This is a genomic window from Mycobacterium novum (assembly GCF_010726505.1).
Classification (GTDB): domain Bacteria; phylum Actinomycetota; class Actinomycetes; order Mycobacteriales; family Mycobacteriaceae; genus Mycobacterium; species Mycobacterium algericum.
The window spans coordinates 2,729,441-2,749,192 of the sequence record NZ_AP022562.1; the positions used below are offsets into that span (position 1 = coordinate 2,729,441).

22 protein-coding genes are annotated in these 19,752 nt (G+C 67.8%); 10 read left to right on the plus strand and 12 right to left on the minus strand.

The features are described 5' to 3' along the window. Positions 1–14 precede the first annotated feature (14 nt). On the plus strand, positions 15–1,106 hold the full coding sequence (gene purM / locus G6N19_RS12540; protein ID WP_013830476.1) for a phosphoribosylformylglycinamidine cyclo-ligase: 1,092 nt from the start codon (positions 15–17) through the stop codon (positions 1,104–1,106). Between the two features lie 23 nt (positions 1,107–1,129). Here purM and G6N19_RS12545 read toward each other — a convergent pair whose 3' ends face one another. Next, positions 1,130–1,297, minus strand: a complete 168-nt coding sequence (locus tag G6N19_RS12545; protein WP_013830475.1) for a DUF3073 domain-containing protein — start codon at positions 1,295–1,297, stop codon at positions 1,130–1,132. A 148-nt stretch (positions 1,298–1,445) separates the two neighbouring features. Further along, positions 1,446–2,525, minus strand: a complete 1,080-nt coding sequence (ygfZ, locus tag G6N19_RS12550) for a CAF17-like 4Fe-4S cluster assembly/insertion protein YgfZ (RefSeq protein WP_013830474.1) — start codon at positions 2,523–2,525, stop codon at positions 1,446–1,448. A 46-nt stretch (positions 2,526–2,571) separates the two neighbouring features. Between ygfZ and G6N19_RS12555 the strand changes: the two genes are divergently transcribed. Further along, positions 2,572–3,438, plus strand: a complete 867-nt coding sequence (locus G6N19_RS12555; RefSeq protein WP_041318769.1) for an aminodeoxychorismate lyase — start codon at positions 2,572–2,574, stop codon at positions 3,436–3,438. Between the two features lie 12 nt (positions 3,439–3,450). Here the strand turns inward: G6N19_RS12555 and G6N19_RS12560 are convergent, their stop codons facing one another. The 7 genes from G6N19_RS12560 to lmeA form a co-directional block, all read right to left on the minus strand. After that, positions 3,451–4,128 carry an FABP family protein gene (locus G6N19_RS12560; RefSeq protein ID WP_013830472.1) on the minus strand — a complete coding sequence of 226 codons (678 nt, stop codon included), beginning with the start codon at positions 4,126–4,128 and terminating at the stop codon, positions 3,451–3,453. A 117-nt stretch (positions 4,129–4,245) separates the two neighbouring features. Next, positions 4,246–4,548 (minus strand): DUF1416 domain-containing protein, encoded by a 303-nt coding sequence (locus tag G6N19_RS12565; protein WP_041318762.1) that lies wholly within the window; start codon positions 4,546–4,548, stop codon positions 4,246–4,248. 1 nt (position 4,549) lies between these two features. Beyond that, positions 4,550–5,383: a sulfurtransferase gene (locus tag G6N19_RS12570; protein ID WP_013830470.1), complete on the minus strand. Its 834-nt coding sequence runs from the start codon at positions 5,381–5,383 to the stop codon at positions 4,550–4,552. 39 nt (positions 5,384–5,422) lie between these two features. Beyond that, positions 5,423–5,878 carry a DUF4395 domain-containing protein gene (locus G6N19_RS12575; protein ID WP_013830469.1) on the minus strand — a complete coding sequence of 152 codons (456 nt, stop codon included), beginning with the start codon at positions 5,876–5,878 and terminating at the stop codon, positions 5,423–5,425. Positions 5,879–5,972: 94 nt separating this feature from the next. Further along, entirely contained in the window at positions 5,973–6,062 is a 90-nt protein-coding gene (locus G6N19_RS21795) for an Ms5788A family Cys-rich leader peptide (protein WP_369797625.1), read from the minus strand. A gap of 29 nt (positions 6,063–6,091) precedes the next feature. After that, a complete protein-coding gene (locus G6N19_RS12580) occupies positions 6,092–6,508 on the minus strand; it encodes a TlpA family protein disulfide reductase (protein WP_041320198.1) in 417 nt (138 codons plus the stop codon). Positions 6,509–6,519: 11 nt separating this feature from the next. Then, entirely contained in the window at positions 6,520–7,311 is a 792-nt protein-coding gene (gene lmeA / locus G6N19_RS12585; protein ID WP_041318756.1) for a mannan chain length control protein LmeA, read from the minus strand. A gap of 60 nt (positions 7,312–7,371) precedes the next feature. Here lmeA and G6N19_RS12590 point away from each other — a divergent pair, with 60 nt between their 5' ends. The 8 genes from G6N19_RS12590 (at position 7,372) to G6N19_RS12625 (ending at position 16,477) form a co-directional block, all read left to right on the plus strand. Continuing rightward, a complete protein-coding gene (locus tag G6N19_RS12590) occupies positions 7,372–8,154 on the plus strand; it encodes a winged helix-turn-helix transcriptional regulator (RefSeq protein WP_013830466.1) in 783 nt (260 codons plus the stop codon). After that, complete coding sequence (gene mshD / locus G6N19_RS12595) at positions 8,151–9,068, plus strand: mycothiol synthase (RefSeq protein WP_013830465.1); 918 nt, start codon at positions 8,151–8,153, stop codon at positions 9,066–9,068. Before G6N19_RS12590 ends, mshD begins: the two co-directional genes overlap by 4 nt. A gap of 107 nt (positions 9,069–9,175) precedes the next feature. After that, positions 9,176–10,279: a phosphate ABC transporter substrate-binding protein PstS gene (pstS, locus tag G6N19_RS12600; protein ID WP_013830464.1), complete on the plus strand. Its 1,104-nt coding sequence runs from the start codon at positions 9,176–9,178 to the stop codon at positions 10,277–10,279. An 87-nt stretch (positions 10,280–10,366) separates the two neighbouring features. Further along, complete coding sequence (gene pstC / locus G6N19_RS12605) at positions 10,367–11,317, plus strand: phosphate ABC transporter permease subunit PstC (RefSeq protein ID WP_408632502.1); 951 nt, start codon at positions 10,367–10,369, stop codon at positions 11,315–11,317. Further along, positions 11,317–12,231, plus strand: a complete 915-nt coding sequence (gene pstA / locus G6N19_RS12610; RefSeq protein ID WP_013830461.1) for a phosphate ABC transporter permease PstA — start codon at positions 11,317–11,319, stop codon at positions 12,229–12,231. The genes pstC (G6N19_RS12605) and pstA (G6N19_RS12610) overlap by 1 nt, the downstream gene beginning before the upstream one ends. A gap of 56 nt (positions 12,232–12,287) precedes the next feature. Continuing rightward, on the plus strand, positions 12,288–13,064 hold the full coding sequence (gene pstB / locus G6N19_RS12615) for a phosphate ABC transporter ATP-binding protein PstB (RefSeq protein WP_041318753.1): 777 nt from the start codon (positions 12,288–12,290) through the stop codon (positions 13,062–13,064). Between the two features lie 148 nt (positions 13,065–13,212). Further along, positions 13,213–14,277 (plus strand): phosphate ABC transporter substrate-binding protein PstS, encoded by a 1,065-nt coding sequence (gene pstS, locus G6N19_RS12620; RefSeq protein WP_232062695.1) that lies wholly within the window; start codon positions 13,213–13,215, stop codon positions 14,275–14,277. Positions 14,278–14,494: 217 nt separating this feature from the next. Beyond that, a complete protein-coding gene (locus G6N19_RS12625; protein ID WP_013830458.1) occupies positions 14,495–16,477 on the plus strand; it encodes a serine/threonine-protein kinase PknD in 1,983 nt (660 codons plus the stop codon). 20 nt (positions 16,478–16,497) lie between these two features. Here the strand turns inward: G6N19_RS12625 and pstA (G6N19_RS12630) are convergent, their stop codons facing one another. The 3 genes from pstA (G6N19_RS12630) to pstS (G6N19_RS12640) are packed head-to-tail and all read right to left on the minus strand — an operon-like array spanning position 16,498 to position 19,532. Next, a complete protein-coding gene (pstA, locus tag G6N19_RS12630; RefSeq protein WP_013830457.1) occupies positions 16,498–17,403 on the minus strand; it encodes a phosphate ABC transporter permease PstA in 906 nt (301 codons plus the stop codon). Further along, positions 17,400–18,374 carry a phosphate ABC transporter permease subunit PstC gene (pstC, locus tag G6N19_RS12635; protein WP_013830456.1) on the minus strand — a complete coding sequence of 325 codons (975 nt, stop codon included), beginning with the start codon at positions 18,372–18,374 and terminating at the stop codon, positions 17,400–17,402. Before pstC (G6N19_RS12635) ends, pstA (G6N19_RS12630) begins: the two co-directional genes overlap by 4 nt. 42 nt (positions 18,375–18,416) lie before the next feature. Then, on the minus strand, positions 18,417–19,532 hold the full coding sequence (gene pstS / locus G6N19_RS12640) for a phosphate ABC transporter substrate-binding protein PstS (protein ID WP_013830455.1): 1,116 nt from the start codon (positions 19,530–19,532) through the stop codon (positions 18,417–18,419). Between the last annotated feature and the right edge of the window lie 220 nt (positions 19,533–19,752).

Sequence of the window (19,752 nt, forward strand, 5' to 3'; positions counted from 1 at the left end):
GTAGCCTTACCGCGATGACGGATCCCGCAGCACATTCGAGCGCCCAGGGCGTCACCTACGCTTCGGCCGGTGTGGACATCGAGGCCGGTGACCGGGCTGTCGAACTGTTCAAGCCGCTGGCCGCCAGGGCGACCCGGCCGGAGGTGCGGGGCGGGCTCGGCGGGTTCGCCGGGCTGTTCGCCCTGCGCAACGATTACCGCGAGCCGCTGCTGGCGTCGTCCACGGACGGGGTGGGGACCAAGCTGGCGATCGCCCAGGCGATGGACAAGCACGACACCGTCGGCATCGATCTGGTCGCGATGGTCGTCGACGACCTGGTGGTGTGCGGTGCCGAGCCACTGTTCCTGCAGGACTACATCGCTGTCGGCCGCACGGTGCCCGAACGCGTCAGCGCGATCGTGTCCGGTATCGCCGAAGGCTGCGTGCAGGCCGGCTGTGCGCTGCTGGGCGGCGAGACCGCCGAACACCCCGGACTGATGGAACCGGATCACTACGACATCTCCGCGACCGGCGTGGGTGTGGTGGAGGCCGACGACGTGCTGGGACCGGACCGGGTTCGCCCCGGCGACGTGCTGATCGCGATGGGCTCCTCGGGACTGCACTCCAACGGCTATTCGCTGGCCCGCGCGGTGCTGCTCGACATCGACCGGATGAACCTGGCCGGCCATGTCGAGGAGTTCGGCCGCACCTTGGGCGAGGAACTGCTGGAACCGACCCGCATCTACGCCAAAGACTGCCTGGCGCTGGCCGCCGAGACGCAGGTGCGGACCTTCTGTCACGTCACCGGTGGCGGGCTGGCCGGCAACCTGGCCCGCGTCATCCCGGACGGCTTGATCGCCGAGGTGGATCGGGGCACCTGGACGCCCGCGCCGGTGTTCGGCATGATCGCGCAGCGCGGCCGGGTGAGCAGGGCCGAGATGGAGAAGACGTTCAACCTGGGCGTCGGCATGGTCGCGATAGTCGCACCGGAAGACACCGACCGGGCGCTTGCGATCCTGACCGCTCGCCATGTCGACTGCTGGCCGCTCGGCACAGTGGCCAAGGCCGGCAAGAGCGCCAGGGCCGGTGCCGGCGCCAAGCTCGTCGGGCAGCACCCGAGATTCTGACGACGGGCGCTACGCCGCAGTGCTCAGCGACGCCAGTCGTCGTCGCCGCTCCACGAGTCGTCGCCGTCGTGGTTGGATTTGTCAGACCCAGCCAGCTCACGTTGTAGCTGGGTGAAATCGGTGGTCGGTGAGCTGTATTTGAGCTCACGAGCAACCTTGGTCTGCTTCGCCTTAGCCCGGCCGCGGCCCATGGGGGGACCCCCTCGCGCAATAACGGAGCGGCCCCAACAAGCAGGCGGCTCCGATCTGAGTGTGTGTATTGTCCTGCCGACAGCTTACCGTGCCGCGCGCGCGACTGCCGACCAGGCCTGTGAGGTGTGACGCCCGTCAACTCCGGGATCAGGCCCGGCCGCGCAGTCGGTCGACGGCGACCCGTCCCGCGCCCGGCGCATCGGGCGGCGGCATCGATTCGGCATCGATCACCGCGCTGACCTGCCCGTCCGGCCCGGTCGACAGGGGTGTCTCGGCCGACAGCCCGCGCTTGAGCAGTGCCAGTGCGATCGGGCCCAGCTCGAAGTGGTCCACCACGGTGCCCAGCCGGCCCACCGGGCGCCCACCGGAAGAGATCGGGTCGCCGGTCGACGGCCGGTCCACCGATCCGTCCAGATGCAGCAGCACCAGCATCCGAGGCGGCTTGCCCAGGTTGTGTACCCGCGCCACAGTCTCCTGCCCGCTGTAGCAACCTTTGTCCAGGTGCACCGCGCCGACGCCGGGACCGCCGATCCAGTTCAGCTCGTGCGGGATGCTGCGCTCGTCGGTGTCCAGTCCCAGCCGCGGCCGCCGCGCCGCCACCCGCTCGGCCTCGTAGGCCCAGATACCGGCCGGCTTCACCCCGGCACGTGCCAGCCGGCGCTGCCAGTCGCCCTTCTCGGCGCGCGGCACCAGCAGCTCCAGCGCGTGCTCGCCGGGGCCACGCCGCACGAAGCCGTCGGCGTCTCCGATCGCCACCGCCGCCTCGCCGGGCGGCGCGGCAACGCCCAGTGCGTCGAGCACCGCGGGGTCGGCGAGGCGGGGGCCCAGCAGTGACAGCACCGCGAGATCTGCCGGTTGGATCGTCACGTCGGCCCAGAACACCATCTTGCGAAGGTGTTCGGTCAGCGGATCGCCCAGCCACGGCTCGGTGTCGAGGTAGGTGCGCCCGCCCAGTTCGGTCTGCACCCAGTGATTGGTGATGCGGCCCTTGCCGTCCAGGGTCAGGTTCTCGGTGGTGGCGCCGTCAGCCAGCTCGGCGACGTGCTGGGTGCACAGCGTGTGCAGCCACGTCTGGCGCTCCGAGCCGCTCACGGTGAGCGCCGCGCGATGCGAACGATCCACCAGGACGGCTTCGGTTTGGGCGCACCGCTGTTCGCCGAACGGATCGCCGTAGTGCCAGATCGCACCGGCGTCGGGCCCGGAATCTGGGGCGGGGACGGCAGGCACATGTCAACTCTACGGAGCCGCTACGCTCAGGGTCTATGCCCGGTCGATGCCCGCCGATGACGTCGTGACCATCGTCACCGTGGGCGGCGGCCCGGTGGCCGCGGACCGCCCGTTGTTGCACGCGGACGACCTGGCGGTGTTGCGCGGCGACGGGGTCTTCGAAACGCTGCTGGTGCGCGATGGTTCGGTCTGTCTGCTCGAGGCCCACCTACAGCGGTTGGCCCGTTCGGCGGAGCTGATGGATCTGCCCGCGCCGGATCTGGCCGCGTGGCGAGACGCCATCGACACGGCGGTGCGGCAGTGGACGACGGCCGGCGAGGGGGCACTGCGGCTGATCTACAGTCGCGGCCGGGAAAGTGGCTCCCAAAATGACCCGCAGCCAACCGCATACGTGATGATCACCCCGCTGCCGGCTCGCATCATCGCGGCACGGCAAGCGGGCGTGACGGCGCTGACCCTGGACCGCGGTGTGCCGGCGCAAGGAGAGCCGATGCCGTGGCTGCTGGCCGGCGCCAAGACCCTGTCGTACGCGGTCAACATGGCCGCGCTGCGCCACGCCGCCAGGCAGGGCGCCGACGACGTGATCTTTGTCAGCTCCGACGGCTTCGTTCTGGAAGGCCCGCGCTCCACCGTCATCTTGGTGGAACCAGGACGGTTGATCACCCCGCCCTCGTCGCAGCCGATTCTGCGCGGCACTACCGCCGAGGCGCTGTTCGAGGTGGCGCGTGGCGCCGGGTACCGCTGCGAGTACATGCCGCTGCGCGCCGCGGACCTTGTTGCCGCGCAAGATATCTGGCTGGTCTCGAGCATCACCCTGGCTGCGCGGGTGAACACCCTGGACGGGCGGGTGCTCAACCCGCGAATGCCCGGCGAAGAGATCAGCGGGCTGGTGGACCAGGCCATCGGCCGTTGACGCCGCGGCCGATCAGCCGACGAAGCGGGCCAACCGCGCCGAAAGGTGCGGCACCAGTTCGCCGTCGGCGTCCACCCGCTCCTCCACGTAGGCCAGGTCACCGTCGGCGACGATCCCGTAAAGCCGCTTGGCCCCACCGATCAGCGCACCCGATTTGCTGCGCGCCAGCGCGTCGGTGACCAACTCCCAAGACGCCGGGCCGTGCGGGCGCCCGTAGAACAACTCCACGTAGCCGCTCGAGTGCGCCAGCAGCAACTCGATCGCCTGCGACTCCTCCGGATCGCCGGGATCACTGTTGAAACGCCAGAAGCCGGTTTCCCGCAGGGCCGGCCCGGTGAGCTCGGCGGCATCATCGAGCGGCCAGGACCGCGCCTCCCAGTTCAGGTAGTCACCGCCGTCGTGGGAGACCACGATCTGCTGGCCGAACCGGTAGTCGCCGTGCGCATGGTGGCCCACGCCTTCGCCCCGCCACACCCCGACCAACGGCAGCAGTGCCAACAGGGCGTCGTGCAGATCGGCGCCTTCACGAAGGTTGGCCGTGTCGCTGACCGGAAGGTCCTCGAAGACCGGGATATTGCGGGCCGCGGTCCGGGCGGCCCGTTCGGCAGCCGCGGCTATCGCACGGTCACCGGAACCCGGGATGGCCGGACGGTCGCCGCCGCCCTGCGCGTCACCGTCTGGGGCGCTCACATCTCGTCGGTGATCAGCCGATACAGCGTGTACAGCGCGAACCAGGTGATCAGGCCCGTAGCCGCCACCAGCATCAACTCGAAGAACAGCACCACGGGGGCAGTCTATCGCGAGTCGTCAGGCGACCTTGATGTCGACCTCGTGCAGACCGGCGCCCGACGGTGACACCACGGCGTCACCGTTGCCCGCCGAGGACAGTGCCCGCACCGTCCACAGGCCCGGTGCGGCGAAGAACCGGAAGTCACCGGTCGCCGATGCGACCACCTCCGCGGTGAATTCGTCGGAGGAGTCCAGCAGTCGCACGAAAGCGCCCCCGACGGTCGCACCGGAGCTGTCCACCACGCGGCCCGTGATCACCGTCTCCTTCGCCAGGTCGACGTTGGCCGGCAAGACGAGTCCTTGTTTCGGTCCAGAGCACATATCAGCTTCCCAATTCGATCGAGGCGCCCACCAGGGAGCCGTATTCCATCCAACTGCCGTCGTAGTTCTTGACATTCCGGTGTCCGAGGAGTTCGTGCAGCACGAACCAGGTGTGTGAGGAGCGCTCACCGATCCGGCAGTACGCGATGGTCTCCTTCTCGCCGTCCAAGCCGGCGGCGGCGTACAGCTTGGCCAGCTCCTCGTCGGACTTGAAGGTGCCGTCTTCATTGGCGGTGCGGCTCCACGGCACGTTGATCGCGCTGGGGATGTGGCCGCGCTGCTGGCTCTGCTCCTGGGGTAGGTGCGCGGGCGCCAGGATCTTGCCGGAGAACTCCTCCGGGGAGCGCACGTCGATGAGGTTCTTGGTGTTGATCGCGGCGATCACCTCGTCGCGCCGCGCCCGCAGCGACTCATCCAGCGGCTTGGCCGTGTAGGACGTGGCCGGACGGGTGACCTGCTCACCGGAGAGCGGGCGCCCCTCGAGCTCCCACTTTTTGCGGCCACCGTCGAGCAGTTTGACCGATTCGTGGCCGTAGAGCTTGAAGTACCAGTAGGCGAACGCGGCGAACCAGTTGTTGTTGCCGCCGTAGAGGATCACCGTGTCGTCGTTGCCGACACCGCGTTCGGAGAGCAGTTTGGAGAATCCGGCGGCGTCGACCACGTCGCGACGGACCGGGTCCTGCAGGTCCGTTCGCCAGTCCAGTCGGATCGCGCCGGGGATGTGGTTGGTGTTGTAGACGCTGGTGTCTTCATCGACTTCGACGAAGACGGTGCCCGGCGCGTCGAGATTGCTCTCGGCCCAGTCGGTGGAGACCAGGACGTCAGAGCGAGCCATGGCGGGCATCCTTTCGGTGATTCGAGGCAGCCGCTGCGGTCATGCCGCCGTCGGGCGCAGGCGGACGACGAGCGGGTAAAGCTGACAGGCCAGACAGATGCCGAAGGCCGCATTGAGGAAGGCCGCTGCCAGCGCAACGGTCGTCGCGATGATTCCCACCACCGGGGCGGCGGCGAAACCGGCGAGTCCGATCAGGGCGAAAACCAGGCCGACGAGCTGGGCGAATTTCAGCGGAGCCACCGGCTCGCGCGCGCTGGCCGGACTCAGCCGCGGCGCCAGCAGTCGGGCGAACAGCACACCGTAGGGGTGGCGCCGGGGGCCCGACACCGCGCCGATCGCGAACGCCACCGCCTGGCCGGCAAGCAAGACGGTCGCACCGGCCGGGCTGACCTCGAAGGTGAGCAGAACGGCCGCCAGCACCGCGGTGGTGACCCAGGCGCTGAACCGGGGACCCCGGACGTCTACCTGCCCGGTGTCGGAGGAGGTGTCCGGCATGGTGTTGCTCCCTGGCTGTCGTGGCGAATGGCTGGGTGGAGACATGCCACGGATTCACCGGGCGGCTCCCAGAGCGACGCGAGAACGCGGCTACTCAGCGGCAACGACAACAGCAGCAGCCCGCGGTGCGGCACAGATCGACTGCGCGACGCTTGGTGAGCACAAGCTCAAGGCGGGCGAACACGACGAACAGCCTACCCAATGCCGGGGCGTTCAAGCCAATAGCGGCTCCAGCGCCGACCGCAGCGCAGCGGCCGTCGGCACACCGGCGGCCCGGTAGCGCTGCCGGCCGGCGGCGTCGAAGATCAGCGTGGTGGGCAACGACAGCACCGAGAACCGCCGCGCCGCAGCGGGGTTGGTGTCGATGTCGACTTCGCGATGCGCTATCTCTCCCGGGCCGCCCAGGTCGTCGCAGACCGTCTGGACCACCCGCCGCACCCCGGCGCAGGGTCCGCACCAGGGCGCGGAGAAATGCACCACGGTCGGGCGGCCGGGCTGCAACCCGAGAAACGCAGCACCGCCGTCGTCTGCGCCGATCTCCGGGGCGGTGGCCGCCACCGCCTTGAGCGCCCCGGCCCGCCGGCTCATCCACCATCCGATGACGCCCGCCAGGAGCAGGCCGGTGAGCATCGCGACCACGCTCACCGCGGGCGGAACTCCGGCAGGGTGACGGTCATGTCCTCGGCGATGCCCTCGATGATCACATCGGAGCCGCGGGCACCCTGGCTGGTCGGCACCAACCCGAACGGCAGCCGCTGCTGCGGCACGCTGCCGTGGAACGCCGCCAGCACCGCGGCCCGCTGCTCCTCGGGAACGTGCTGGTCGGCGGTGTCCGGACCGGTGAGCACCCCGGTCGGGGTGATCACCAGTGTGCTGTGGTCAGCACCGCCGACCGAGAGGTCCACCGCCACGCTCACCCGCTTGCCGTAGCCGGCCGGCGTCCCGGTGAACACCAGGCCGTGATTGCTCGAGATCCCCGACTCGGTGGTGCCGCCGGTGGCGTCGTTGGTCTCGTTCGGCGGTGCCTCCACCATCAGGTCGCGGATGCCCAGATAGCGACCCAGGTACACCGAGCCGATGATGATCCGGCTCTCCAGTTTGGCGACCGAGATCTTGGCGCCCGGCCGGAATCGCCAGGACGCCTCGCTCAGGTCGACCGAATGCATGGTGGCCTCCAGCATCGCCTTGCCGACCATCGGCTGCTCGACGGCAGGGGCTTTGATCTCCACTTCGTCGTAGTGATCCCGCCGTGCCTGCGGGATGAACGGGAACCCCAGGATCGCGACGAAGGGGTCGGATCCGAGGTCGGTGGCCCGGCGCACCGCCCGGGACAGTTGGTATTCGGCGTAGACGCTGGTCCCGAAATCGACCCCGCCAGCTGCGACCGCCACCGCCGCGATCACGGCCGATATCCCGATAAGCACCCTGCGCACCCGGTCATTCTGGCAGGTCGCACGCTATCGTTAGATCACCTGGGACGCTGGAGGGCCACGTTGGAGCTACTGCTGTTGACCGCTGACCTGCACCCGGAAGTGGTGCTGCCGTCGCTGTCGCTGCTGGCACACACCGTGCGCACAGCGCCGCCGGAGGTCTCCGCGCTGCTGGAGGCCGGTTCGGCGGAGGTGGTGATCGTCGATGCCCGGACCGACCTGGCGGGGGCCCGCGGGCTGTGCCGGCTGTTGAGCACCACCGCCGGCTCGGTGCCGGTGATAGCGGTCGTGACCGAAGGCGGGCTGGTGGCCGTCAACGCCGAATGGGGTATCGACGAGATCCTGCTGCCAGGCACCGGACCCGCCGAGGTCGACGCCCGGCTGCGGTTGTTGACCGGTCGGCGTGCCGCCCCGGCCGCCGATCAAGCCTCCGGTCAGACCAAGCTGGGCGAGCTCGTGATCGACGAGGCCACCTACACCGCGCGGCTGCGCGGCCGGCCGCTGGACTTGACCTACAAGGAATTCGAGCTGCTCAAATATCTCACCCAGCACGTCGGCCGGGTGTTCACCCGGGCGCAGCTGCTGCAGGAGGTGTGGGGCTACGACTTCTTCGGGGGCACCCGCACCGTCGACGTACACGTCCGGCGACTGCGGGCCAAGCTCGGGCCCGAATACGAGTCGCTCATCGGCACGGTGCGCAATGTCGGTTACAAGGCGGTCCGGCCGGTGCGGGGCAACCCGGCGGGCGCATCGGGCGACGAAGACGAGGCGGGCGAGGATCTCGCGGCCGACGACGGCGCGGACTCCGCCGGTGACGGTGCACCCGAGTCGCTGGCCAGTCAGTGAGCGCCCCGGGGTGGCGCGCCGCGCTCGACGAGGACGAGCAGCGGCAGGTTCGGGAATTGATCGCCGCCGCAGCCCACCATGACGGCGTCGAGCCGGTCGGGGAGCAGGTACTGCGCGAGCTCCCCGGTACCCGCAGCGGGCACCTGGTCGCCGCGGCCGCGGACGGGTTGCTGGGCTACCTGAACCTGAGTGCGCCGCCGGACGACACCGCTCCGATGGCCGAGTTGGTGGTGGCGCCGCACGCCCGGCGGCGCGGTATCGGCTCCGCCATGGTTCGCGCCGCGCTGGCGAAGAGCCGAGGACGAACCCGGTTCTGGGCGCACGGCACGCTGCCGGCAGCTCGGGCCACCGCCGCGGCGCTGCAACTGGTCACGGTGCGCGAGCTGCTGCAGATGCGACGGTCGTTACGCGGGATCTCCGAGCCGTCGATTCCGGCCGGGTTGGTGATCCGCAGCTACGCGGGCGCGGCGGACGACGCCGAGTTGCTGCGCGTCAACAACGCCGCCTTCGCCTGGCACCCCGAACAGGGCGGCTGGACGGCGGCGGAGCTGGCCGAACGGCGGGCCGAGGGCTGGTTCGATCCGCACGGGCTGTTTCTGGCCTTCGACGAGACCGACGACCAGACGCTGCTGGGATTCCACTGGACCAAGATCCACCCCGGCACCGCCGGCGCCGAACCCGCCGGGGAGGTCTACGTCGTCGGGGTCGATCCGGCCGCTCAGGGCCGCGGCCTGGGAGGGGTGCTCACCGAGGTGGGCCTGGCTCACCTGGCCCGGGAGCTCGCCGACCTCGACGCGCCGACCGTGCTGCTCTACGTCGAGGCGGACAACACCGCGGCGTTGCGGACCTACCGGCAGCTGAACTTCGCCGTGCACAGCGTCGACACCGCCTACGCCGGGGTGGAGGGAGGTTGACCGGTCGGCTATCTATTCACCGCCCGTTCACCTGCCATGCGGTTCCCATCCATAAGTGCCGCATACGTTCCGGGGGGATTTGAACCTGAGCGAGGAAGTGAGGAGCGATGAAACCCACAACGGCGGGTGTTGCCCTGTTGGCGGCGACCCTGGGGCTGGCACTGAGCGGCTGCGGCAGTGACGACAACTCCGGTGGTGCGGCCGGCGCCGGCGCGTCGGGATCCGCCGAGTGTGCCGGCAAGAGCACGCTGACCGCCGAGGGTTCGACGGCCCAACAGAACGCGATCGCGGTGTTCAATCAGGTGTGGGGCAAGGAGTGCGCGGGCAAGAACCTGTCGTACAACCCGACGGGGTCCGGTGCCGGCCGGGAGCAGTTCATCGCCGGACACGTCGATTTCGCCGGGTCCGATTCGCCGCTGAGCGAGGCGCAGGTCGAACAGGCCGCCGCCCGCTGCGACGGAAATCCCGCGTGGCATCTGCCGCTGGTGTTCGGTCCGATCAGCATGGCGTATCACCTCGACGGGGTGGAGCACCTGGTGCTCAACGCGGACGTGCTGGCCCGCATCTTCAGCGGATCGATCACCAGCTGGGACGACCCCGCGCTGGTCGCCCTGAACCCGGGCGTGGAGCTGCCCGCGATCGCCATCACGCCGATCTACCGGTCGGACTCCTCGGGGACCACCGACAACTTCCAGAAGTACCTCAGCGCCGCCGCGCCGCAGGCCTGGACCAGGGGCGACGGCAGCGAGTTCCAGGGCGGCGTCGGTGAGGGCGCGCAGAAATCGGCCGGCGTGGTGCAGGCCGTGCAGAGCACGCCCGGCGCCATCGGTTACGTCGAGAAGGGCTTCGCCGACCAGGCGAACCTGCGGTCGGCGATGATCGACTCGGGTGCCGGCGTGGTCGCCGCCACCGACGAGGCGGCCGGCGCGGCGATCCAGTCCGCCGCGTTCGTGACCGAGGACAGCAATGACATGCGACTGGACCTGCGGTCGCTCTACGGGACCAAGCAGGCCGCTGCCTACCCACTAGTCTTGGTGACCTATGAGATCGTCTGCTCCAAGGGCTACGACGCGGATACGGCGGCGGGCGTGAAGTCCTTTCTGAAGGCGGCGTCGACCACCGGTCAGGAAGGCCTGGCGGACGTGGGCTATGTCCGGTTGCCCGACCAGCTCAAGCGGCGACTGAGTAGCGCTATCGACGCGATTCAGTAGCGGCACCGCGCAACCGAAGGGGTGTCTAGTATCGCCGAGTCGTCGAGTTTCAGCGTGACGGAGTCACCGGTGGCGAACAAGTCGCCGCTGACTCCGCCGACGAGGCGCTCCGCCACGGGTTCCCTGACCGACCGGCTGTTCCGGCGGGTAGCCGAGGGTTCCGGGGTGTTGATCATCGTCTTGATCACCGCCGTCGGCGGCTTCCTGCTGCTGCGTGCCGTCCCGGCGTTGCAGCGCAACAAGGAGAACTTCTTCACCTACGGCGGCAACTGGGTCACCACCGACACCTCCGCCATGCATTTCGGCGTCGCCGAGCTACTGCAGGTGACGGTGTTCGTCTCGGTGTTCGCCCTGCTGCTGGCCATGCCGGTGGCGCTCGGTGTCGCGATCTACCTCACCGAGTACGCTCCCCGGCGGCTCGTCGGACCGCTCGCCTACATGGTCGAGTTGTTGGCGGCCGTGCCGTCGATCATCTACGGCGCGTGGGGGCTGTACGTGCTGGCGCCGCAGCTGCGGAGCACGGCGCAGTGGCTCAACGACAATCTCGGCGGGTTCTTCCTGTTCGCCACCGGCAACGCCTCCGTCGCCGGCGGCGGCACGGTCTTCACCGGCGGGATCGTGCTGGCGGTGATGATCCTGCCGATCATCACCGCGGTCACCCGGGAGGTGCTGGCTCAGACCCCCCGGGGCCAGGTCGAGGCCGCCCTGGCGCTGGGTGCGACTCGCTGGGAAGTGGTCAAGGTGGTGATGTTGCCGTTCGGGCGGTCCGGCTACATCAGCGCCGCGATGCTGGGGCTGGGCCGTGCGCTCGGCGAGACGGTTGCGTTGTTGATCATTCTGCGGGCCACCCAGACGTCGTTCAACTGGTCGCTGTTCGACGGCGGCTACACCTTCGCCACCAAGATCGCCGCCACCGCATCGGAGTTCAACGACCAGTACAAGGCCGGCGCCTACATCGCGGCCGGACTGGTGCTGTTCGTGCTGACTCTGGTGGTCAACGCGTTGGCACGTGCGGCCATCACGAAGAAGGTGCACTGATGACCGCCCTGCTGGACCGGCCCGTCAAGGAGCGCACCTTCGCGACGGTGAGCCTGCGTCGCCGGGTGGCCAACGCCATCGCGACGGTGTTGGTCACCGTCGCGATGGGGGTAGCGCTGGTGCCGCTGATCTGGGTGATGTACTCGGTGTTCGAACGCGGGTTCGGCGCGGTCAGTTCCAGTGTCTGGTGGACGAATTCGCAGGCCGGGATGACGGCTTTCGCAGCCGGGGGCGGCGCCTACCACGCGATCGTGGGAACCCTGTTGCAGGGACTGGTGTGCGCGGCGCTGTCGATCCCACTGGGCATCTTCGTCGCCATCTATCTCGTCGAATACGGTGCCGACACCCGGCTCGGCAAGCTTGCGACGTTCATGGTCGACATCTTGACCGGGGTCCCGTCGATCGTGGCGGCGCTGTTCATTTACGCGCTGTGGGTGGCGACGCTGGGCTTTCACCGCTCCGGTTTCGCGGTGTCGTTGTCGTTGGTGCTGCTGATGGTGCCGGTGATCGTCCGGGCCACCGAAGAGATGCTCCGGATCATTCCGATGGATCTGCGAGAGGCCAGTTACGCACTGGGCGCGCCGAAGTGGAAGACCATTGTCAGCATCGTGATCCCGACCGCGCTGTCGGGCATCATCACCGGGATCCTGCTGGCGCTGGCCCGGGTGATGGGCGAGACGGCGCCGCTGCTGATCCTGGTCGGTTATTCGCAGGCGATCAACTTCGACATGTTCCAGGGCTTCATGGGGTCGTTGCCGGGCATGATGTACGACCAGACGTCGGCGGGCGCGGGCACCAGCGCGGTTCCCACCGATCGTCTCTGGGGTGCCGCGCTGACGCTGATCGTCCTGATAGCGATACTGAACATCGCGGCCAGGTTCGGAGCGCGGGTGTTCGCGCCCAAGAAGTTCTAGTCTGACGGCAATCCAGCGCGTAGCGGTGGGAGAAGAATAATTAGGAGTGCTGCACGGTGGCTAAAAGGTTGGACCTGACCGATCTCAACATTTATTACGGGGCCTTCCATGCCGTTGCCGACGTGACGCTGTCGGTCGCCCCGCGCAGCGTGACCGCGTTCATCGGACCGTCCGGATGCGGCAAGTCGACGGTGTTGCGCACCTTGAACCGGATGCACGAGGTCATCTCCGGCGCCCGGGTGGACGGGTCGGTGCTGCTCGACGGTGAGGACATCTACGGCCCGTCGATCGATCCCGTCGGGGTGCGGAAGGCCATCGGCATGGTCTTCCAGCGTCCGAACCCGTTTCCTACCATGTCGATCCGCGACAACGTGGTCGCCGGGCTGAAGTTGCAGGGTGTTCGCAACCGCAAGCTACTCGACGAGACCGCGGAGCATTCGCTGCGCGGCGCCAACCTGTGGAACGAGGTGAAGGACCGGCTGGACAGGCCCGGCGGCGGGCTGTCGGGCGGGCAGCAGCAGCGATTGTGTATCGCCCGGGCCATCGCGGTGCAGCCCGACGTGCTGTTGATGGACGAGCCCTGTTCGGCGCTGGACCCGATTTCGACGATGGCCATCGAGGAGTTGATCGCTCAACTCAAGCAGGACTACACCATCGTCATCGTCACCCACAACATGCAGCAAGCTGCCCGGGTCAGTGACCAGACCGCGTTTTTCAACCTCGAGGCCGTTGGCAAACCGGGCCGGCTGATCGAGATCGACGGCACCGAGAAGGTCTTCTCCAACCCCAGCTGCAAGGAGACCGAGGACTATATCTCGGGCCGGTTCGGCTGACCCCGCACCCCGAACGGCTGACACCGCAGGCGAACGGTTGCGCATGTAGCCGGTATTTCCGACACCGAGATCGACTACGGTGTAGTGATCAGCGCCGGCGGGAGGAATGTGTGTGAAGTCCAATCGATTCCGCATCGCGTTGAGCCTGATGGTGACGACTCTGCTGCTGGTCGCGGGCTGTGGCGGCTCGACGAAGTCGGACTCCGCCTCGAATATATCGGTGCAGTGCGGTGGAAAGAAGAAGCTGCTCGCCAGCGGGTCGACCGCCCAGGCCCATGCCATCGAGCAGTTCGTCTATGCCTACATCCGGGCCTGTCCGGACTACACGTTGGACTATCGGGCCAACGGCTCCGGCACGGGAGTCGCACAGTTCGCCAGTGGCCACACCGAGCTGGCCGGGTCCGACTCCCCGCTGGACCCGTCGACGGGTGAGCCGCAACGGGTAGCGGCCCGCTGTGGGTCGCCGGCGTGGCATCTGCCCACAGTGTTCGGTCCGATCGCGGTCACCTACAACGTCAGTGGTGTCGGTGATCTCGCCGTGGACGGGCCGACGCTGGCGAAGATCTTCAACGGCACCATCACCAGTTGGGACGATCCCGCGCTGCGGGCTCTCAACAAGGACGTGCAGTTACCGGCCGAGCCGATCCATGTGTTGTTCCGCGGTGACTCGTCCGGGACCACCGACAATTTCCAGAAGTATCTCGACGCTGCCTCCGACGGCGCTTGGGGCAGGGGCGCCGGTAAAACTTTTAACGGTGGTGTCGGCGTCGGGGCGACCGGCAACGACGGGACTTCCGCGCTACTGCGCAGCACCGAGGGATCGATTACCTATAACGAATGGTCTTTTGCGGTGGGGCGGCAGTTGAAAATGGCCCGGATCATCACTTCGGCGGGCCCGGAACCGGTGACGATCTCGACCGAGTCGGTGGAGAAAACCATTGCCGGTGCCAAGTTCATCGGCGAGGGCAACGATTTGGTGGTCGACACGTCATCGTTCTACAAGCCGACTGACGCCGGGGCCTACCCGATCGTGCTGGTGACCTACGAGATCGTGTGCTCGAAGTACCCCAACGCCTCGAACGGGCAGGCGGTGAAGGCGTTCATGAGCGCGGCGATCGGCGCCGGCCAGGAGGATTTGGATCAGTACGGCTACATACCGCTGCCGGATTCGTTCCGGGCGAAATTGCGGACGGCAATCGACGCGATCCAATAGCCGACCGGTCTCCGGTTGCGTTGGCGGCCCCGCAGGGGGTGTTGCCGATACGAATTCGTGGTTCTTCTGAATTTCATTCTGACCAGGAATGTAGCCCCACCTTAAGGTTCAGCTGTAACCTCTGGTTAACCTGCCCTTCATTTGGGAGGTCGCTGCAGTCATGCTGCAGAGCGGGTCACGCCGGTGCCATCGGCATGACTAGGTCGGAGGGAGTGTCGTGGACAGTCGTGAGGCGAGTTCGCTGGTAGGGACGCAATTCGGGCCCTACCTGCTGCTGCGGCTGCTGGGTCGTGGCGGGATGGGCGAGGTCTATGAAGCCGAAGACGTCCGCAAGCACCGGTCGGTCGCACTGAAACTGATCTCGCCGCCGCTGTCAGGTGACCCGATGTTTCGGGCCCGCATGCAACGGGAGGCGGACGCGGCGGGACAGCTCAGGGAACCGCACGTGGTGCCCATCCACGACTACGGCGAGATCGACGGCCAGATGTTCGTTGCCATGCAGTTGGTCGACGGCGACGATCTGGCCGCGGTGCTGCGGCGGTCCGGTCCGATGAACCCGGCACGAGCGGTGGCCATCATCGACCAGGTGGCCGCCGCCCTTGACGCCGCCCACGGCAACGGCGTGACGCACCGCGACGTCAAGCCGGAGAACATCCTGATCACCCGCCGCGATTTCGCTTATCTGGTCGACTTCGGTATCGCACGCGCCGCGACCGATCCGGGATTGACCCAGACGGGTACCGCCGTGGGCACCTACAAGTACATGGCCCCGGAACGGTTCGGCGCCGACGAGGTCACCTACCGGTCAGACATCTATTCACTGGCCTGTGTGCTCAATGAGTGCCTGACCGGTGTGCCGCCATTCCGGGTCGACAGCGTCGAGCGGCTGATCACCGCGCACCTGATGGAGCCCCCGCCGCGGCCCAGTCAGCTGCGGCCGGGCGTCGTCCCGATAGCCCTCGATCAGGTGGTCGCCCGGGGCATGGCGAAGAACCCGTGGGACCGCTACAGCAGCGCCGGGGATCTGGCGAACGCCGCTCACGACGCGCTGACGGTGGCAGAGCAGCATCGGGCCGCCATGATCGTGCGGCGGGGTGAGGAAGCCGACCGCCCGGTCAGCGTTGCCGGAATCGCGGTCGGCGGCACGACCGAGCGGCCCAACGGCCACCCCGGCCAACCCGGGCAAACGGGCGGCTTCGACGCGACCATGGCCCGGCCGGCGGCCGCCGAGTCGTGGCGGGAGCGGCCGGCGCCCCCGCAGCGGTCGACGCCCGAACGGTTCGAGAGCCGGTCGTTCGCCGCGGCACCGCGCGGACACCGACGCAAGTGGCTGCTGCCGGCCGCCGTGGCGGCGGTGGTGCTTGCCATCGCGGGCGTGGCCGGCGGATACGCGCTCAGCCGTGAGTCGGGTTCGACAACCGGCGTCTCGGCGGACGGGCAGAGCGTGGTGCCGCTGGAGGGGCTGAGTTTTCGGCTGTCCCCGGGTGGCCTGGCGCTCGACGGTGACGACAATCTGTACATCACCAACCAGAGCATGTACGGCCGGGTGCTGAAGCTGGTGCCGGGATCGAGCAATCCGGAAGTATTGCCGTTCACCGGTCTCTACGAGCCGCAGGGCGTGGCCGTCGCCGCCGACGGCTCGGTCTATGTCAGCGACTTCAACAACCGGGTGGTGAAGTTGGCCCCGGACACCGGCGAACAGACCGAACTGCCGTTCGCCGGACTCAACTACCCGGAGGGGGTGGAGGTGGACGCTCAGGGCAGCGTCTACGTCGCCGACCGGGGCAATAACCGGGTGCTCAAGTTGCCGGCCGGAGCCGGCGCTCAGGTCGTGCTGCCCTTCACCGGACTTCATCATCCAGACGACGTGGCCGTCGACAGCAACGGCAACGTCTACGTCACCGACACCGACAACGACCGGGTGGTGCGGCTGAGCGCCGGGTCCAATACCCAGACGGACCTTCCGTTCACGGGGCTGTCCTCACCGTGGGGCGTCTCGGTCGACCGCGCCGACAACGTCTACGTCACCAACCACGAGAACCACAAGGTCATGAAGCTGGATCCCGTGACCAACAACCAGACCAAGTTGCCGTTCTCCGGCCTCAACACCCCCTTGCAGGTGGTGGTCGACGCCGACGGTGCGGTGTACGTAGCCGACCGCGGTAACAACCGGGTGGTCAAGCTGGCGGCCGGCTCATAGCGGTCCGGCCGGCGGCCGGGTCATCGCTGGCGGACCGAGGTGAGCCGGGTTGCCACCGCGGCCATCACGGCGCTGAGCGCTACCACGATGATCAATGTCAGTGCCGCCCCCCACACCCGGGTATGGCCGGCGGCCTCCGGATTGGCGAGTTCGCTGTAGATCAGCAGCGGTAGTGAGGCCATGTTGTCGTGCAGGATGTCGTAGTTGATCGAGCGGCTGTAACCCACCAGAACCAGCACCGGGGCCGTCTCACCGATGATTCGGGCCAGCGCCAGAAATGTTCCGGACAGGATCCCTGACAGGGCGGTCGGAAGCACGATCCGGATGATCGTCTTCCACTTCGGTACGCCTAACGCGTAACTGGCCTCCCGCAGCTCGTCGGGGACCAGCCGAAGCATCTCCTCGGCGGACCGCACCACGATGGGCAGCATCAGCAGCACCAGTGCCAGCGAGACCGCCAGCGCGCTCTGCTCGAAGCCCAGGGTGGCGATCCACAGACTGAAGATGAACAGCGAGGCGACGATCGACGGCACCCCCGCGAGCACGTCGACCATGAACGTGGTCAACCGGGCCCACCAGCCCGAGCCGTACTCGACCAGGTAGATCGCGGTCATCAGACCCAGCGGTACCGCCAGTAGGGCGGCGACCCCGGCCTGCACCAGGGTGCCGTACAACGCGTGATACACCCCGCCGGCCAACTCATCGGGCAGTACGCCGCGCAGCGAGTGCGTCCACCAGGACGCGTGGACGACTGCCCGCCAGCCGCGCGCGACCACCACCCACAGCAGCCAGATCAGCGGCACCGTCGCGATGCCGAACGAGATCATGAATATCAGCGCGGCGAAGCGGTCCTTGATCCGGCGCCTGATGCTGATGTGGCTGCGCACCCGGGACTTGACCGGTGCTGTCAGTGCGGGGGCGCTCATCCGTTGACCTTTCCGCCGGCCACCGCACGCGCGGCGGCGTTGACGACGAACGTCAGGACGAACAGGGCGAAACCAGCGGCGATGTAGGCGCCGGTCGGCAGCGGGGCACTGAACTCCGAGGCGGCGGACGCGATCTTGGACGCAAACGTGTACCCGCCGTCGAACAGCGACCAGTTACCGGGGCGCGGGGCCGCTCGCAAGATGATCAGCATGGCGATCGTCTCGCCCAGGGCACGGCCCAGCCCCAGCATCGACGCGGCGATGACACCGCTGCGGCCGTAGGGCAGCACCACGATCCGCACCACCTCCCATCGGGTGGCGCCCAGCGCCTGAGCCGCCTCGATGTGCGCGGTCGGGGTCTGACGGAAGACCTCCCGGGACACCGAGGTGATGATCGGCAGGATCATCACGGCCAGCACGATCCCGGCGGTGAAGATGGTTCCGCCGCCGGCCAGTGACACATTGCCTTTGGCGAACAGAAACAGCCAGCCCAGGTGGTGATTGAGAAACCTCGTCACCGGATAGAGCATCGGCGCCAGCACGAAGATCCCCCACAGTCCGAAGATGATGGACGGGACCGCAGCCAACAGGTCGATGACGATCCCGCACGGCCGCGACAGCTGCCGTGGCGCATAGCGGGTGAGGAAGATCGCGATGCTGATCGAGATCGGCACCGCCACTACCAATGCGAGCAGCGAGGTCAATACCGTCACCACCAGCAGGTCCCGGATCCCGAACGCCAGACCGTCGGCGCCGCCGGTGCTGAAGGTGGCGGTGGTGAAGAAGTTCGCGGTGTTGGCTTGCAGGGACGGTACGGCGCGGATCAACAGGAAGACGGCGATCAGCGCGATCGCGACGACGACCGTCGAACCGGCCGACAGCGCCAGCGCCCGGAATATCCGTTCTCCGCCGGACCCGTGCTTGCGGGGCAGTGATACGGGCGCCGACGATTCCGAGGTGTTATCGGCCACGGCGACAACACCCTCGAAACCGCGGTGACCGGTGGGGCAGGATCACTCGATGGCGTCGACTGCGGTCGACAGGCGCGGCTTGAACGCATCCGGGATCGGCACGTATCCGTACTCGTCCAGGCCGAACTGCCCCGAACTGATGGTCGATTTCAGGAACATCCGCACAGCGGTGCCCACCTCGGCATCGGGGTACTTCGAGCAGACCACCTCGTAGGTGGCGAGCACGATCGGGTAGGAGCCGGCGTTGCTGGGTTTGTAGAACGACGCGGTGTCGAGCACCAGATCGTTGCCCTCGCCCTTGATGGTGGCTCCGGCGATCGTCTTGCCGACCGATTCGGTGCTGATCGCGACGGGATCCGGACCGGCCGATGTGATGATCTGCGCGGTGCGAAGATTCTTGGCCTGGGCGAACGACCACTCGTTGTAGGTGATGGCGCCCTCGGTGGTGCTGATCGCGGCCGCGGTGCCGTCGTTGCCCTTGGCGCCCTCTCCGACGCCGCCGTTGAACGACTTGCCGGTGCCCTTGCCCCACGCGCCATCGGAGGCGCCCTCCAGATACTGCTGGAAGTTGTCGGTGGTGCCGGACTCGTCGCTGCGGAACACCACATGGATGGGCGCGGCGGGCAGTGCGGCGCCCGGGTTGAGGTCTTTCACCGCAGGGTCGTCCCAGCTGGTGACGGCGCCGTTGAAGATCTTTGCGACGGTCGGACCGTCGAGAATCAGATTGTCGACACCGGCGATGTTGTAGGTGATCGCGATCGGGCCGAACACCGCGGGCAGGTTCCAGGCCGGGGAGCTACAGCGCTGCTGCGCTTGGGCGTACTCATCGGCGCTGAGCGGGACGTCGGTGCCGGCGAAATCGGTCTGGCCGCCGACGAATTCGCGGATGCCGGCACCGGACCCGTTGGCCGTGTAGTTCACCGTCTGATCGGGGCACTCTGCGATGAAAGTCTTGACGAATCTGGCCATGGCATTCTGCTGGGCCGTCGATCCGCTCGCTTTCAGCGTCTCGGTGCCGCCGCAGTCGCTCCCGGCCGACGAACCTCCGGAGGAATCGGTGCCGTGAGAGGTGGTGTTGGGGTCGCTGCCGCAACCGGACAAGGCCAGCGTGCCGGCGGCCAGGATTCCCAGTGCCGCACCGTAACCGTTCCGTGTCATCTCGGGGCCTTTCGGGTCGAATCAGGGTGTCGAATCACGGTTGGAACGCACCCGCTGTATCACCGGATCGGCCCGGCCGCGAAACCACACGGAGCAAGCACGGCACGGGCTGCCAGCAGACTAACAGCCTGCTGGCGAAAAAAAGGATGATATTCCTCTTGGAAATGGACCTGAAAAACGGACCCGCCGCACGAGGCGACGACGCGGTAGCCGACGTCGC